General features: G+C 63.4%; 11 protein-coding genes. 3 read left to right on the forward strand and 8 right to left on the reverse strand.

From position 1 onward, the window contains the following. Window positions 1-192: 192 nt before the first annotated feature. Together KIH81_RS08870 and KIH81_RS08875 are read left to right on the forward strand one after the other, a co-directional pair. Window positions 193-3,396: a zinc-ribbon domain-containing protein gene (locus KIH81_RS08870; RefSeq protein WP_214305022.1), complete on the forward strand. Its 3,204-nt coding sequence runs from the start codon at window positions 193-195 to the stop codon at window positions 3,394-3,396. 133 nt (window positions 3,397-3,529) lie between these two features. Continuing rightward, entirely contained in the window at window positions 3,530-4,543 is a 1,014-nt protein-coding gene (locus tag KIH81_RS08875; RefSeq protein WP_214305023.1) for a ribose-phosphate diphosphokinase, read from the forward strand. Window positions 4,544-4,645: 102 nt separating this feature from the next. Here KIH81_RS08875 and KIH81_RS08880 read toward each other — a convergent pair whose 3' ends face one another. From KIH81_RS08880 to KIH81_RS08900, 5 genes are all read right to left on the reverse strand, one after another. Then, entirely contained in the window at window positions 4,646-5,485 is an 840-nt protein-coding gene (locus KIH81_RS08880; RefSeq protein ID WP_214305024.1) for a YggS family pyridoxal phosphate-dependent enzyme, read from the reverse strand. 205 nt (window positions 5,486-5,690) lie between these two features. Beyond that, window positions 5,691-7,664 carry a glycoside hydrolase family 127 protein gene (locus KIH81_RS08885; protein WP_214305025.1) on the reverse strand — a complete coding sequence of 658 codons (1,974 nt, stop codon included), beginning with the start codon at window positions 7,662-7,664 and terminating at the stop codon, window positions 5,691-5,693. Window positions 7,665-7,944: 280 nt separating this feature from the next. Beyond that, window positions 7,945-8,763 (reverse strand): carbohydrate ABC transporter permease, encoded by an 819-nt coding sequence (locus tag KIH81_RS08890; protein ID WP_214305026.1) that lies wholly within the window; start codon window positions 8,761-8,763, stop codon window positions 7,945-7,947. A 20-nt stretch (window positions 8,764-8,783) separates the two neighbouring features. Further along, the gene (locus tag KIH81_RS08895) at window positions 8,784-9,710 is read right to left on the reverse strand and encodes a carbohydrate ABC transporter permease (protein WP_109057944.1); all 927 of its coding nucleotides are present in this window, start codon (window positions 9,708-9,710) and stop codon (window positions 8,784-8,786) included. 367 nt (window positions 9,711-10,077) lie between these two features. After that, entirely contained in the window at window positions 10,078-11,397 is a 1,320-nt protein-coding gene (locus KIH81_RS08900; protein WP_214305027.1) for an ABC transporter substrate-binding protein, read from the reverse strand. Between the two features lie 566 nt (window positions 11,398-11,963). On the opposite strand from KIH81_RS08900, the gene KIH81_RS08905 reads away from it, so the two are divergent. Beyond that, window positions 11,964-12,986, forward strand: a complete 1,023-nt coding sequence (locus KIH81_RS08905; protein WP_420829142.1) for a LacI family DNA-binding transcriptional regulator — start codon at window positions 11,964-11,966, stop codon at window positions 12,984-12,986. A 19-nt stretch (window positions 12,987-13,005) separates the two neighbouring features. On the opposite strand, the gene KIH81_RS08910 is transcribed toward KIH81_RS08905, so the two are convergent. The 3 genes from KIH81_RS08910 to KIH81_RS08920 form a co-directional block, all read right to left on the reverse strand. Then, window positions 13,006-14,034: a LacI family DNA-binding transcriptional regulator gene (locus KIH81_RS08910; RefSeq protein WP_214305028.1), complete on the reverse strand. Its 1,029-nt coding sequence runs from the start codon at window positions 14,032-14,034 to the stop codon at window positions 13,006-13,008. A gap of 411 nt (window positions 14,035-14,445) precedes the next feature. Next, window positions 14,446-15,330, reverse strand: a complete 885-nt coding sequence (locus KIH81_RS08915; protein ID WP_109057947.1) for a carbohydrate ABC transporter permease — start codon at window positions 15,328-15,330, stop codon at window positions 14,446-14,448. Beyond that, window positions 15,327-16,250 (reverse strand): carbohydrate ABC transporter permease, encoded by a 924-nt coding sequence (locus KIH81_RS08920; protein WP_214305029.1) that lies wholly within the window; start codon window positions 16,248-16,250, stop codon window positions 15,327-15,329. Before KIH81_RS08920 ends, KIH81_RS08915 begins: the two co-directional genes overlap by 4 nt. Window positions 16,251-16,401: the final 151 nt, after the last annotated feature.

The raw sequence follows: 16,401 nt of genomic DNA on the forward strand, positions 1-16,401 counted from the left end.
ACGCATCGTACGCGAAGCCCTTTTGGGCAACTTGCCCATACTATGAACAGGCCGAGACAGCGGACGACGCCCTCCGCGATCCGCCGGCAGCGACGCCGGAATGTTCGAAAAAGCGCGGAATCGCGCTGTTTTGTGCAATCGCACGGGGGTACGATGAGCGGTGAAGAGTCCATCAGAAGAAGGGAAGTTCTCATGTTCTGTCCGAATTGCGGCGCTCCCGTGCGCGAAGGTGCGCAGTTCTGCGCCTCGTGCGGCACGCGAGTGGCCCAGCCCGCGGCGCCGGCAGCCCCGGCACCGGCGCCGGTCCAGTCCGATGCCGTGAGCGACGCGACCGTACTGTCCACGCACGCCCCGGCAGTCCCGACAGCCGCCCAGCCCGTCCAGCCCGCTCCGACGCCCGCGGCCCAGCCGACCGGCGCGTTCCCGGCCGTGCCCGCACCTACCGTGCCGGCTCCCAACGCGCAGTCGACCACCGCGATTCCGGTCCCGCAGGTTCCGGCCCCGCAGACCACGGCCGCACCGCAGCCCCAGCCGACCGGTACGTTCCCGGCGGTCCCCGCTCCTGCTCCCGCTCCTGCTCCCGCACCGGCTCCCCAGCCCGCGGCCCAGGCGGCACCGACCACGCCGACCGGCCCGATTCCGACCCCGGCCGCCGCACCCGCACCGCAGCCCGGCGCCCCGACCTCGCAGGCCGCCGCCCAGCCCGGCGCAGCCCCCGCACCCGTGCAGGTCAAGCCCGCCTCCGCCAACCCGATGGTCAAGGAACTCACCAGCGTGGGCAACATGCAGGCCATCGGCGCCTCCGCGGGCATCGGCGTCATCGCGGCGATCGTGCTGTCCGTGTTCCCGGCCATCGCGCTCAATTCACTCGGCTCCGGCAGCATCTTCGGCAGCAACGGACTGATGTCCGGCGTGACCGACATGCTGCAGATCACCCACGGCGTCAACTTCTTCCACTACCTCATCCTGAGCCTGGCGATCGGCGTGGGCGGCGGCTCCACCATCAACCTGAACACCTCCGCGCTGTCCAACTACGCCAGCCAGTCCGGAATCGATATCTCCGGCATCACCTCCAACCTCAACGTAGCCAACCTGATCTCCTACCCGCTCGGCCTCACCGGCGTGGCGCTGGTGATCGGCGCGGCCTACGGCGCCTACATGGTGGCCCGGCTCAAGGGCATCCGCTTCAAGTTCGCGGGTCTTGTCTCCGGCGTCATCTCCGGCGTGCTGTCCGCGCTGGTCGTCACCCTGCTGTCCGCCATCGGACAGGCGCCGATCGTGGAGAGCAACGTCATCGTGGCCCATCTGTCCGGCGCCACCTGGCGTACGTTCCTGGTGACCTTCCTGCTTGGCACCGTCGGTGCGGTGGCCGGCTACGCGCTGGCGCAGTACGCCTCCGATTCCAAGACCGTGTTCCAGGCCTTCTGGCAGTGGCTCCACCGCAGCCGCGGCTTCGTGCGTTCCACCGCCGAGGTCCTGACGCTGCAGCTCGCCCTGTTCCTGGTGGCCGCCATCGTCGCGCTGTTCGTCATCACCTTCAAGGCCGGCCAAGGCATGATTCTGATGACGTTCCCCATCACCATGCTGTTCATCGGTGAGATGTTCTTCACCTTCGCCACGTTCGGCACCATGTCCATCACCGAGGGAACCAACCAGCTGCCGAGCAACGCCAGCCTGTTCAGCCCCGATCTGGGCATGCCGGTCTGGCCGATCTGGCTGCTGTTCGTGCTCTTCTTCCTGGTCACGGCCCTGACCGCCCTGCGCGCCTCCGCCCGCAACATGTACGACCCGGCCTACATGGGCTGGCAGCATACCTGGAAGATGCCGGTGGCCGTGATGGTGTTCTGGCTGCTCGTCAACGCGATCTTCGGCACGATCGGATTCGACCTGTCGGCCATCACGAACCTGCACATGATCATCGCGCCCGCCATGTGGAACTTCATCATCATGGGCATCTGGGCCGTGCTGGTGGAGGTCGCCGCCATGACCTTCGGCCCGACCATCGTGGTCTCCGTGCCCGCACTGTGGCCGGCCCTCGTGGGCGGCACCGTGCGCGCCACCCCGCAGCCGGTGGTCGATTACATCTACGCCTCCGGCGCGATGTTCGGCAAGTGGCCCACCTGGGGCGCGCCGAGCGAGGGAGTGTCCGTCCGCCCTTTTGACGGTGGTTCCAATCCGCCCGCGACGCCGGGAGGCCCGGTAGGCGGTCCGACGCCGCCCGCGCCGACCGCTCCGGGCTCGCCGAGCTCCCCTGCCGCGGCTCCGGCGCCCGCCCCCGGTGTGGCTCCGTTCGCCGCCGCACCCACCGCAGCCCCGACCGCGATTCCGGCCGTACCGACCGCGGCGCCCACCGCCGCTCCCGGTACCCCCGGTGCCGCGCCGGTCGCCGCAACCACCACGATGACGGCCCAGCAGAAGCGCATCTTCATCATCACCGGAGCCGTGGTGGGCTTCCTGGTGGTGTTCGGCATCGCGTACGGCGCCCTGTCCTCCTCCGTGTTCAGCGCAAAGAGCGTGGCGAACAGCTACATCTCCGCCATCGAATCCGGCGACTACGACAAGGCCAACGACATCGCCAAGCCAGCGGTGGACCAGTCCAAAGCCGCGCTGCTGACCAGCAAGGCCTCCGCAGGCGAGAACACCACGATCACCAACGCGCGCATCTCCGAGACCACCACCAACGCGGACGGTACTGTGACCGCCAAGCTCTCCTACACGCTGGGAGGCAAGGAGGTCACTTCCGATTCCATCAAGATGGTGTCCAACGGCAGCAAGTTCCTGATCTTCAAGAACTGGACCGTGGCCGAACCGCTGGTCAAGAGCATCAAGGTCTCCCTGCCGAGCTCGATCGACAGCGTGGTGATCAACGGCGTGACGGTCACGTCCAAAAACTCGACCACCAGCTCGGACGACTACTCCTACTACGGTTCCCTCGAGTTCCCCGTATACCCCGGCACCTATAAGGCCACCGCGCCGAAGTCGGAGTACTACAGCAGCAACACCGTCTCCGTGAGCACCAACAGCGATTCCAGCGATTCGCTGAAGCTGGAGTCCACCGACAAGCTCAAGTCCGCTCTGAACGACGCGCTGAAGTCCGCCATCGACGAATGCGCCGCGTCCACCGAGGCCGAGCCGGAGGGCTGCCCGTTCGGTTACTCCTCCTATTACGGCACGAGCCGCTACCGCAACTTCAAGTGGAAGGTCAAGGACTATGCCACGGTGGATGACGTGGAAATGGCCCGCAGCTCGTACACCACCAAGGAGGGCGAGGTGAAGATGAACTACGAATACCATTCCAGCGATGGCTGGGAGCCGGAGGACGGTTCACGATCCTTCACCGCCAATGGCACGTTCTCCATCTCCGATGGCAAGGTTTCGGTCAGCATCGCGAACTGATTCCGACTGATTCTGACTGATTCCGGCAATTCTCACGAAACAGGCACCCCGCCGTGGCACACGCTGCGACGGGGTGCTTGTACACTGGGTAAGGCGAAAAATTACACGGCACTCGAACAAAGGATGCGAACGCATGTCGGCGATTCTTGAAGGCACTCCGGATAAACGACTCGTACTGGTCACGGGCCGCGCGTACCCCGAGCTGGCTGAGAAGGTGGCCGAATGCTTGGGCACCGAGATTCTTGAGACCACGGCGTACGACTTCGCCAACGGCGAGATGTACGTGCGCTTCGCGGAGCCGGTGCGTGGCGCCGACGTATTCGCGCTGCAGTGCCACTCGGGCGACATCAACAAGTGGATCATGGAGCAGCTGCTCATGATCGACGCCCTGAAGCGCGCCTCCGCCCGCTCCATCACCGTGGTGGCGCCGTTCCTGGGCTACTCCCGTCAGGACAAGAAGCACCGCGGCCGCGAGCCCATCACCGCCCGCCTCATCTTCGACCTGTTCCGCGCCGCCGGTGCCGACCGCATCATGACGGTCGACCTGCACGCCGCCCAGGAACAGGGCTTCTTCGACGGCCCGGTCGATCACCTCACCGCCATGCCGGTGCTGCTCGACTACGTGCGTGGCGCCGTGGATCTGGGCAACACGACCGTCGTCTCCCCTGATGCCGGCCGCATCAAGGTGTCCGAGCAGTGGGCCGCCAAGCTCGGCGGACTGCCGCTGGCCTTCATCCACAAGCAGCGCGACATCACGCGCCCGAACCACGCCGAGGCCCATGGCATCATCGGCGATGTGGACGGTCGCGACTGCGTGGTGGTGGACGATATGGTCGACACCGCCGGCACCATCTGCGAGGCCGTGCGCACGCTGAACGAGTCCGGCGCCAAGTCGGTCACGCTGGTGGCCACGCATGGCCTGCTGTCCGGCCCGGCCGTGGAGCGTCTGGAGCATTGCGGCGCCAAGGAAATCGTGTTCATGGACACCGTGCCGATTCCGGAATCCAAGCGACTGGACAACATGACCGTGCTGTCCGTGGCCCCGCTGCTGGCCGCCGGCATCCGTTCCGTGTTCGAGGAAGGCTCCGTGGCCACGCTGCTGGAGGGTCTGCCGGAGGATATGCGTCCGCGCAACATCTATGCGTGATTGATACTTGATATTTCAACGAGAAGGCCGCTGCCCAACGTAATGGGCAGTGGCCTTCTCGCGTTTTCTGGCTCCCCTCTCTGAGGGGAGCCAAACTGGGCGTCAGATGAACGCGCGGGCGCCGAAGATGGCGGTACCGACGCGCACGATGGTGGAGCCTTCTTCGATGGCATAGGCCATATCCTGGGTCATACCCATCGAAAGCTCCTTGCAGTTCGCGGTGCCTTCCGCACCCGAGGCCAGGATCTGGTCGCGCGTGCGACGCAGATGCGCGAATCCGGCGCGAATCACACGCTCATCATTCACATGGGCACCGATGGTCATCAGGCCCTGCAGTTCCAAGCCGCCCATGGCGCCGATGCGCTTGGCCAGGTCGATGGCGTGGCTCGGCGCGCAGCCGGACTTGGACTCCTCGCCGGACTCGTTGACCTCCAGCAGTACACCCACCGTGACGCCGTGCATGGTGGCGCGACGGGCGATCTTCTCCGCCAATTCGATGGAATCCACCGATTCGATGGTGTTCACCACCGGCAGCACCTTGCCGATCTTGTTGGACTGGAGCTGGCCGATGAGGTGGAACGGGATATGGTCCGTCGCGGCGGCACCCGCACCGGCCTCGGCCACCGCGTCATCGCCGCCGACACCCAGCGCGATGCCGCGTTCGGCCAGCAGTCGCGTCAGTCCCGGAGCCTTGACCACGACTTCCTGCGGACGGTTCTCGCCGATCATGTGGATGCCGGCGTCGATCGCGGCCATGATCTCGCCCACATCGCGGGTCTTGGTGGCCGCCAGCAGTTTGACGGAACCCGCCTCACGCCCGGCCGCGGCCTCGGCCTGCGCGATGCCGTCCAGCACCTTGTGCACGCCGTCCGCGATCTCCTGCGCACGTGCCTGATCGATGACCTCGTTCGCGAGATCCTTATGGTCCATATATGCCGTCATAGTGTTCTCCCCGCTGAATCGAATCCCAATCTTACCCCGGATATGCAAGAGCCTTCCGTGAACGTTCACGGAAGGCTCTGTATCGCGGGTTGTTCCGGCTCCCCTCAGTCAGCTTCGCTGACAGCTCCCCTCAGAGAGGGGAGCCAGAGGAGAAGACATCGCCTCGCTCAGGCCACGCCTACGAAAAGCCCACCGGGCTTTCCGCTTAACGGCGTAGCCACACTCTCATCTGGCCGATTTCGCGGTTGGCCCAGGAGTAGTAGGGCACCAGGGTGAGGGTCGCGGGCTCGGCGGGCTCGTCGTCGGCAGGGGCGTACAGGGGGGCGTCCTCGGCGTCGGGCGTCTCGCGCACGGCGGGCAGCGAGACCGTGTCCACGCCACCCAGCAGGTCGGCTCTGAACTCGGCCTTGGCGTCGGCAGCGATCGTGCCGGAAGCCAGACGGTAGTTCCACAGGTTGCCGGGGTTGTCCGCCTGCTCGGCGCAGTAGACCAGCGGGCCGCGCATCACGGCCACCTGGCCGGCGTCGGAACGCACGTGGGAGTTGGCGCGCACGAACTTCACGCCCATGTCCAGATCGAGGGCAATCTCAAGCGTGTCGCCGGCGTTGACCGTCAGGTACACGAACCCGTCCTCGACCCCGGCGGAAGCGGGCTTGCCGTTCACGGTCAGCGCATACTTGCCCAGCGACCAGCCGGGGATGCGCAAACCGAAACGCACCGAGCTCAGCGCAGCGGAGGCGGGCAGGCCCACCGTGTATTCCACGTGGCCGTCCCACGGGAAGTTCGAACGCTGCTCGACCGTCAGACCGGAGACGAACGAGGCGTTGTTGGCGATGAACTGGTGGCTGAGCACCGTATCGCCGCCGTCGCGTTCGGTGTAGATGTACCGGTCCACGGAGGCGATCAGACGCGCGATGTTCGCCGGGCAGCAGGCGCAGCCGAACCAGTCCACGCGATGCGAGAGCACGTGGTGACGGTCCGGGTTGGCCAGCCCGTCCGGGGTGGTCTCCAAAGCGTTGACGTAGTAGTACTGGCGACCGTCCAGGCTGATGCCGGCGATCGAACCGTTGAACAGTTCCTTCTCCAGCACGTCCGCGTACTCGCCCTTGGCCTCGATGTCCAGCATCTGCTGGGCGAACATGCTCATGGCCACGGACGCGCAGGTCTCACCGTACATCGTGTCGTTCGGCAGGTCGTAGTCGTAGGTGAACGACTCGCCCACATGCGTGGAGCCGATCGCGCCGGTCACGTACATGCGCTTGGTGACGATGTTCCTCCAGAATCGCTTGGCCGTTTCGATGAGGCCCTCGTCGCCGAGCAGACGGCCCACATGCGCCACGCCGGTGCACAGGTAGCCGACGCGCACGGCATGGCCGTCCGCGGTCTGCTGGTCGCGCACGGGCTGCGCCGCCTGGAAGTAGGTGGGCTTGTAGAAGCCGAGGTCAGGGAAGATGTTGTCGCCGTTCAGAGCCTTGAGCTGCTTGACGTAGAACTCAGGATCCTGGCCGCGCACGTCGATGAGGTACAGCGCGAGCTTGAGGTAGCGCTCCTCGTGGGTCTCCTCGTACAGCTTAGCGAGGGCCAGCTCGATCTCCGGGTGGCCGTCGGCGCCGTGGATCTTGCCCTCTTCCGGACCGAAGTTCGCATCGAGGCAGTCGGCCATGCGGCGGGCCACGTCGAGGGCCTGCTCGTTGCCGGTGACCTGATGGTAGGCCACGGCGGCCTCGATGTAGTGGCCCATCACGTACATCTCATGGCTCTGCTGAATCAGGCTGAAGCGCGGACGGCTGGCCCAGACACCGGACTTGATCTGATACGGGGTATCCAGATAGCCGTCATCCTGCTGGGCGCGGGCGATGAGGTCCACGGTCTTGTCGCACAGGGCCTGGAGCTCGGGATCCGGGTGGTAGGCCAGCGCGTAGGCGGCCTCCTCCAGCCACTTGTAGACGTCGGAGTCCTGGAAGACCATGCCATGGAACTCGTCGTCGAGTTCGCCCGCGGCCACCTTGAGGTTGGCCACGGCATGGCTCTTGTTGTCGGAGAGCTGGTTGCCGGCGGGATCGTCCGGAACGACGGTGTCGATCTCGTCGTTCATCACGCCCCACTGGTAGGGAATCACCGATTCGACGATCTGGTCGCGACGCTGCTTCCAGAACGGGGAGGTAATCGTTACTTTCATGATTGTTCCTTGTATGTCTTGTAAGACAGATGGTTGCCGCTTTGGGTGGCAGGGAGGGCGGAGGCGGGGGTTGGCCGGCTTTTGACTGAGTAGCCTTGCGGGAGGAAGAGCGGGAACAGGATTAAATCCAAGTGCGCTTGCTATATGGCTCCGCCTCCGGCCCTGCGATTAAGGACTCGCCTTCGGCGAGGCTCAGTATCACCTTCGCTCGGCTATCGCCTCGCTCAGGCGGGTGCTAGGGGAAGCCCACCGGGCTTCCCCTGTCAGGGCTGAGCCAAGCTCAGCCCTTGACCGCACCCGCCATGAACCCCTTCACGTAGTACTTCTGCAGGGCGAGGAAGAGGATGGCGCAGGGGATCAGGAGGACCACGACGCCGGCTTCGGTGGCACCGTAGTCGATGACGCCCATGGTCTGCTGGCGCATGTTCACCATGGCGAGCGGCAGGGTGCTCTTCGCGGAGGAGGACAGGTACAGCGGGATCATGAAGTTGTTCCATGCCTCGAGGAAGGCGAGCAGGCCGACCGTGACCATGGAGGGCTTGACCACCGGCACCAGGATCTTGACGAGGGCCTGGAAGGAGTTGCAGCCGTCAACCATGGCGGCCTCCTCCATGTCCTTCGGGATGGCGTCGAAGGCGTTACGCATGATGAACGTCGACATCGGCAGCTGGAACAGCGTGATCACGAGGCCCACGCCGAGCAGCGTGTCGTTGAGGCCAATGTCCTTGAACCACACCATCAGCGGGATCAGCAGCGAGGCGTACGGAACCATAAGGATGGACAGGGTCACCATGAAGCCGAGGTTGCGGCCCGGGTAGTCGAAGCGGGAGAACGAGTAGCCGGCCAGGGTGCAGACCACCACGGAGAACACCACGGCGACCAGCGAGACGATGATGGAGTTGAACAGGTACTTGGGCAGACCCTCCTGGTAGCCGAACAGGGTCAGGTAGTTGGCCACGCCCCAGCCCTGGGACTGGGCCGAACCGGCCTGCGGGCTGAAGGAGCTGATCACGACCCAGATCAGCGGGCTGATGAAGATCAGGGCCAGAAGGCCTCCGAGGATTCGGGCGATGACGCGCTTCCACAATGGGGTAGTCATGATGTATTACCTCCCCTTTCTCACTTGGTGTTGTCGCGCATGCCGCGCATCTGGATGGAGTTGATGATCACCAGGGCGATGAGCACGATCAGCGAGAGCGCGGCGGCCATGCCGAGGTCCTTCTTGGAGTCGAAGGCGAAGTTGTAGATGAGCTGCACCACGGTCATGGTGGAGTTGTTCGGGCCGCCCTTGGTCAGGATGAAGAACTGATCGAAGGCGAGGATGGAGCCGGTCACGCAGTAGACCAGGCACATCACGATGGTCGGCTTCATCAACGGCAGGGTGATGGAGCGGAAGATGCGCCAGGTGCCGGCGCCGTCCATGCGGGCGGCCTCGTACAGGTCACCGGGGATGGCCTGCAGACCGATCATCATGAGCAGCATGTAGTAGCCGGAGAAGCGCCAGACGATGACGATGATCGTGGCCCACAGCGCGGACTGGCCGGTGGCGAGCACGGAGCCGCCCTCCTGCATGAGTCCCAGGGAGCTCAGGATCTTGGTGACCGGGCCCACCTGCGGAGAGTAGAGCGCGTAGAACAGCAGGGATGCGGAGGCCAGACCGGTGGCGGAGGGCAGCAGGAAGCAGGTACGAAGCACGTTGTTCCACTTGCTGGACTCCTGCACGATCAGGGCCATGCCGAGGCCCAGCACCAGCAGGAAGATCGTCACGATCACGGTGTACTCAAGCGTGAAGCCGATCGAAGGCCAGAACAGCTTGTGTTCGAACACCTTGGTGAAGTTGTCCGGGAAGTTGGTGCCGCGGTTGCCGCCCAGCAGGCTCCAGCGGGAGCATGCCATGATGACGAGCAGCACGATCGGCACGAAGAACAGGACGATGATCATCACCCAGTCGGGCAGCGCGTACAGGATGCCGCGCCGGAATGCCTGGGCCTTTGCCGTGGACTTGTGCTCGGGCACGGCCGCGGCGGACTTGGAAACACTCGACATGTTTCACTCCTTTATGGGGAAATGGATTTGATCGGACGATCGGACGTTGATCGAAAAATCGGATGTGATTCGTTGTTGAAAGGCGAATGCAATCCGTTATCAAGGCCGATTCCTGTGTGAAGGAGAAAGGAAGGAGAGTACAACAGGAAACCGGAATCGACCTTGGCAGCAGACCACAGTCAGCGGGTGAGTGGTTTGGCTTGGGAAGGCTCCCCTCAGTCCGGCCTGCCGGCCAGCTCCCCTCAGAGAGGGGAACCGGAGATGATTCGTCCGGCTTCCTTCTTTGAGGGGAACCGCCGCAAAGCGACCGAGGAGAGCGATATTCAGTTATTGGTAGCTATTGGGCTATGCGAGCGATTCAGCGGAATCACTGGGCGGACAGGACATCCGAGACGGCCTGGTTGTCGGACTTGAGGTTGCCATCGCCCCAGACGGCGTTCTGGACGAGCAGCTGCCACGGGGAACCGGCGGCGTTGAAGGCCTCGTTGAAGGCCGCGGACTTCGGGGTCTGGCCGTTGCCGTCGATGATGGTGGAGTTGATGGTCTGGATGCGCGGATCGGCGTCCTCGTAGGCGGTCTTCAGGGTCTCGATGTTGGAGGCGGTGTAGCCGTTGTCAGCGAAGACTTCCTTCTGGGTGTCGGACTGCATCAGCCAGTAGAGGAAGTTCCAGGCCTGAGCGACGTGCTTGGAATCCTTGGAGATACCCATGGCGTCGCCACCGAGGAAGGTGGAGGTCTTGCCGGAGGTGCCGGCGATCGGGGTCACACCGACCTGGAAGCCACCGGACTTCTCAGCGTCGAAGATGTCGTTGAGGGAGGTGTTCGGGTAAGGCATCACACCGATCTTGCCGTTGGCGAACGGAGCGGTCCAGGTGGCACCGGTCTCTTCCTTGGAGCCTGCACCGAGGCCGTTGGTGGTGTTGGCCAGCTCCTTGTAGGAGTCGAGCACGGCCTTCATGGAGTCGTTGTTCAGGGTGGCCTCGGTGCCGTCGTCGTTCATGACGGATTCGCCGTCAGCCCACACGGACGGGAAGAGGTCGAAGACCAGGGCGCCACCGGACTGGCCGGCCAGGTAGGAGCCTGCCACGCCGTCCTTGTTGAGCGCGGCGACCTTCTTGGCCTGCTCGGTGAAGGTCTTGATGTCGGTCGGGCCCTGCTCCGGGTCGAGGCCGGCCTCCTTGTACAGGTCCTTGTTCCAGACCCACACGGAAACGTCGGTGATGAACGGCAGGGTGTACTCGGCGCCGTCCACGGTGCCGGCCTTGATGTGGCCCTGCTGGATGTCGTCCAGGTTGTCGAGGCCCTTGATCTGGTCGGTGATCTCGGTGAAGATGCCCTCGGAGGCCCAGTACGGAATACGGACCACGTCGCCGGCGAGGATGTCGGGCAGGGAGTCGGTCTGCGAGGCGCCGCCGACCTTGCCTTCCATATCGTCATTCGGGATGATCTCGAGCTTGACCTGGTTCTTGTGGCTCTTGTTGTAGGCCTCGACGGCGGCCTTGGCCTGACGCTCCAGCGGGGAACGGGTCCACAGGGTGATTTCGGTGCCGTCGTCGGTACCCTTGGCCGGGATGCCTTCGGCGGTGGCGGTGCCACCATTGCCGGAGCCACCGCAGGCGGCCAGCGGGATCAACATTGCAGCGGCGGCGATGCCGGCGAGCGCGCGGGTGACCTTGTTGAAGGACATATTCGCTTCTTTCTCTAAAATGTTCCGCTCATCTCTGAGAGGCGGTGGCGGAGTTTCCGCCTCCGGTCCTTCGGGGCTCCGTTCCTCCCTCCTTCGGTGGAATGAAACCTTGCGAAAGCCTTTTCTCAATATAAGCGAACATCGGAGTTTTTGCAAAAACGCTTTCGCATTTTCCTTTTCTTTCGCAGGCCAAACGGGTTCGATATGTAAATCACCGAACTAAATCATGCAAAAATCGGCTTATTTTCAGCTTTTCTACGGCGTGTCGCACAAGCAACACAAAACCTCACAGAAAACAAACGCTTTCATTCAATTCTTGCAAAAACGAACATTGTTGTTATCGTTTCGTTATAAACATACCCCTGGAAACACGCCTTGCGAAAACTTTTTCGCATTTTTGCACTACAATCGATTGCAGCACAGCGATGTACTTGACCGGATGCTTCGCCGCGTGACCGTCTTTCGGCAATGCACTCCTCCAGAGGTGCCGGAATGGAGCGTGGCGAACGGCCCGCACACGCATACTGGATAGATATAGAAGCGGCACGATGAGGAATCGAGGCATGATGATGGCCCAGGCACCAGCCGGACGTTCGGCCCGACTTGAGGACGTTGCGGCATTGGCCGGCGTTTCACTGGCCACCGCATCCAAGGCGTTGCACAACAAGCCCCGCATCAGCGAGGAGACCAAGCAGCGCGTGCTGGATGCCGCCCGTCAGCTCAACTACTCCCCCAACAAACTGGCCCAGTCGCTGGTCCGCGGCACCTCCGGCCTCATCGGCCTGGTCACCTCCGACCTGCAGGGCCGATTTTCCACCCCGATCCTCATCGGCGCGGAAAACGAGCTGCGCGCGCAGTCCACGTCCGTGCTGCTGGCCAACGCCCGCGGCGATGCGGCCCTCGAACGCCAGCATGTGGAGAAGCTGCTCTCCCTGAAGGTCGATGGCCTGCTTATCGTGCAGCGCGAGACCAACCCGCGCCCCTCGCTCGGCCATGACTGGGGCGTGCCGCTGGTCTACGTCTACGGCCCCTCCACCGATCCGGACGATTGCTCCGTGACCTGCGACAACGTGGACGCCGGCCGCATGGCCGTCAATCACCTGATTTCCTGCGGTCGCCGGCACATCGCCATCATCGGCGGCGACGAGACCTACACCGCCGCGACGGACCGTACCAAGGGCGCGCTCGAGGCGCTGGCCGAGCTCGGCATCGAACCGGCCGGGCCCATCCGCTACGGCAAGTGGGACGAAGGCTGGGGCCGCGCGGCCACCCGACTGCTGCTCGATCAGGGCGTGAAGTTCGACGCCGTGGTCTGCCAGAACGACCAGCTGGCCCGCGGTTGCATCGACGTGCTCAAGCAGCAGGGCATGCGCATCCCGGACGACGTGGCCGTGATCGGCCACGACAACTGGTCCGTGCTCACCTCCAGCTCACGCCCGGCCCTGACCTCCATCGACAACGAGACCGAGACCATCGGCCGCCGCGCCGCCCGTTACCTGATGGACGCCATCGACGGCAATCCCCATCACGGCGTGGATTACACACCCTGCCGCCTCATCCAGCGCGAGTCCACGCTTCCGCTGGACTGAGCCGTCGGACTGACGGGCGTCACGCCCGCGGAGCGGCGGCGGAGCTGCGCACGACGAGTTCGCCTTGCAGCTCCACGAAGCGGGGAGGCAGTTCCTCGCCCTGCTCGCGCGCCTCAAGACGGGACAGCAGCAGTTCCACGGCCTTGCGGCCCGCGGCGGGAAAATCCTGCCGGTAGGTGGTCAGCGGCGGCGTCCACACGCATGCGAGCGGGTGGTCGTCGAAACCGATCACGCTGATATCATCCGGCACGCTCTTGCCCTCGTCCTCCAAGCCGCGGATAAGGCCCATCGCGATCTCGTCGTTGCCGGCGAAAATCGCGCTCAGCCCTTCGATGCCGGCCATGGCATGCCCGAGCTCGCGGGCGTCGCTGGGCAGCCACGAGCAGTGCCGCATATCCGGGATGGGCTTGTCGTTGGCGCGCAGGGCGGCCTCCCAACCGGCGGTACGGATGTAACCGCCGCCACCGCCCGGAATGGTCACGTGGTAGACGTTTGAATGTCCCAAGGACAGCAGATATTCGGTGATTTCGCGGCCGGACTGGTTCTCGCGCAGATCGACCTGGTCGAGATCGGGTTCACGGTCGCCGGCGATGACCACCTTGGTGACCGTATCCGGCAGCATGTGCAGGGCCTTGGCGGCGAGCTCGTCGTATTTCATCACGATCACGCCGCTGGGGTTCTGATCCATCACCATGGTGATGGACGCCCGCAGACCCTCGGCCGAATCATCGTCGAGCTTCGAGATGCTGACCGGGTAGTTGTTCGCACGGGCTTCGTCCTCGATGCCTTGGATCGTCATGGCAGAACCATAGAGCGTGGTGTCGCTGGTCATCACGGCGATGGACTTCATCGCGGCGTTCACCAGACCGCGGGCCACACGGCTCGGGTGGTAGTCCAACAGTTTGATGGCATGGGCGATGCGCTCCCGGCTTTCGTCGCTGATGCGGGGCGAATCGTTGAGGTATCGGGACACCGTTGACACCGATACGTTGGCGAGCGCGGCGACGTCCTTGATCACCGGAGCGCGCTTTTCCTTAGGCCTTGGCATATGTACCTGTCTATCTTCCATCATGGCCCAGTATATGCGGCGTCCACGATGGACGAATGGTGAAAGTGAACACCCCGGCCTCCCATAGGGAAGGAGAGGAACCTTATGGGGGCCGGGGTGTCTTTCAGGAGGAGGAAGGGATGGGATGGATGGATTTTGGCTCTGTTAAACCAAGATTGACATAGCTCTTATTCTTGGCTCCCCTTGTCAGGGGAGCTGTCGGCGAAGTCGACTGAGGGGTAGTCAGAACATTGATTTATGTCAATCTTGGTTTAATAGAGTCTTGATTTTTTGGTGGGTTGTTTACTTAACGGCTCCGGGCGGCAATTGCGGACATCGCTTTGCGATGGCTGCTTTGCTACCTCGCGGCATAGCCGCTCGGCGGAGCCTATAAACAGCGCACTGCGCTGTTTACTTAACGGCGCCGCCCGTTATACCCGAGATGATCTTGCGCTGGCCGATGACGAAGACGATCAGGAGCGGGAGGGTCATCAGGATGATGTAGGCGAAGATGAGGTGCCAGTTGTTGAGGTACAGGCCCGCGCTTGCCACGTTGTAGAGGTTGAGCGGCAGGGTGCTCATCTTGCCGGAGAGGATGAACAGCGAGTAGAAGATGTCGTTCCAGATGTAGAGCACCACCAGGATCGTGGAGGATGCGAGCGTCGGGGCGAGCAGCGGGAAGATGATCGTGAAGAAGATCCTCATCGGGCTGGCACCGTCGATGCGGGCCGCCTCCTCAAGCGAGGGCGGGATCGTGCGGATGAAGCCAGTGATGAAGAAGATCACCACGGACAGGTAGATGCCCACGTACACGCAGATCATGCCGGGTGCGGTGCCGGACAGGCCGATCATCTTGAGCAGCATCATGATGGTCACCACGGACGGCGGCAGGATGACGCCGGAGATGAACAGCGCGTAGAGCATGGCCGTGCCCTTGGAGGTGCGGCGGCCGAAGATCCACGCGGCCATCGAGCCGAACAGCAGGCAGATGAACACGGAGGGGACCGTGACGATGAGCGAGCCGAGCAGGGCGGGGAACACCTTGCCCTCCACGATGACTTCCTTGATGTTGTCGATGAGGTGCCACTGGCTTGGCAGCGCCATGCTCGGCACCACGGCCTCGGCCTGGGTCTTGCCGGCGGTGACGATGAGGATCCAGAACGGGATCGCCAGGAACACCAGCATCAGCAGGATGACAATCGCGGCGTGGATGATGTCGCCGGCCTTGGACTTCTTGCGCACGACGGTGAGGTTGTTGGTCTTGACGCCGGATTCGCTGTAGGTTGCGCTACTCATAGGATCTTCTCCTCACGCTTACGCAGGTAGATGACAAGCGGGATGGCGATGACCATCACCATCACGAAGAGCACGAGGCTCATGGTCGTGGACTGCGAGTACAGGCCCTTGCCGAAGGTACGCCAGATGAACAGGTTCAGGATTTCGGTGGAACCGCCGGGGCCGCCGTTGGTGGTGGCCTGGACGATGTCGAAGGAATTCATCGAGCCGAGCAGTGCGGTGGCCACATTGAAGGTCATGGCCGGGGCGATCAGCGGGAACTTGACCTGCCAGAAGGTCTGCCATGCGTTGGCACCGTCGATGGAGGCCGCCTCAAGCACCTCGGAGTCGATGGTCTTCAGGCCGGCGAGGTAGGTGAGCATTGCGAAGCCCATCCATTTCCAGCCATGGATGATGGTGACGATCACGATGGTCCATGTGGTGGAGCCGAGCCACTGGATGTCCACGGTGTGGCCGACGAAGAAGCCGAAGATCTGGTTCAGCACGCCGTCGGTCTTCAGAATGGCCTGCCAAATGTAGCCGGCGCCGAGGGCGGACATGATCACGGGGATGAAGAACATCGTGCGGGCGAAGCGGTTGAGCGGCGTGTCTTTCTCCAGGAGCACGGCGAGCGCCAAGCCGAAAGTGTTTTGGAAGAAGGCCACCAGGACTGCGTAGATGAGGGTGACCTTGATATCGGCCATCAGGGTGCCGCTCTCGAAGAGCTGCTGTAGGTTCTCCAAGCCGTTGAAGTCGATGGTTTTCTTGAATGCGGACCAATCGGTGAACGCATAGATGAAGTTCATTACCGTGGGCAGGAAGAAGAACACCAACAGCATTGCGCCCGCGGGAACGACGTAGCGCAACGGGTAGTTCTTGCGCTCCAGAGTCCGCGTGCCCTTGACTGGTTTGGCGGACTTCGAGACATGAGTCGTCGTCATTGTTTCGTTTCCTTATGTTTTATGGCTGGGCGGCCGGGGCCCGGGTGACGTGCGATAGGCCGCGCGCATCCCGGGCGTTGCCCGGCCGGATGCCTGTATTGGAAGCTCGGGACCATCCGGCCCCGCGAGGAAGAAGAGGAGAGATTCCCCG

This window comes from Bifidobacterium miconisargentati (genome assembly GCF_019331675.1).
Classification (GTDB): Bacteria; Actinomycetota; Actinomycetes; order Actinomycetales; family Bifidobacteriaceae; genus Bifidobacterium; species Bifidobacterium miconisargentati.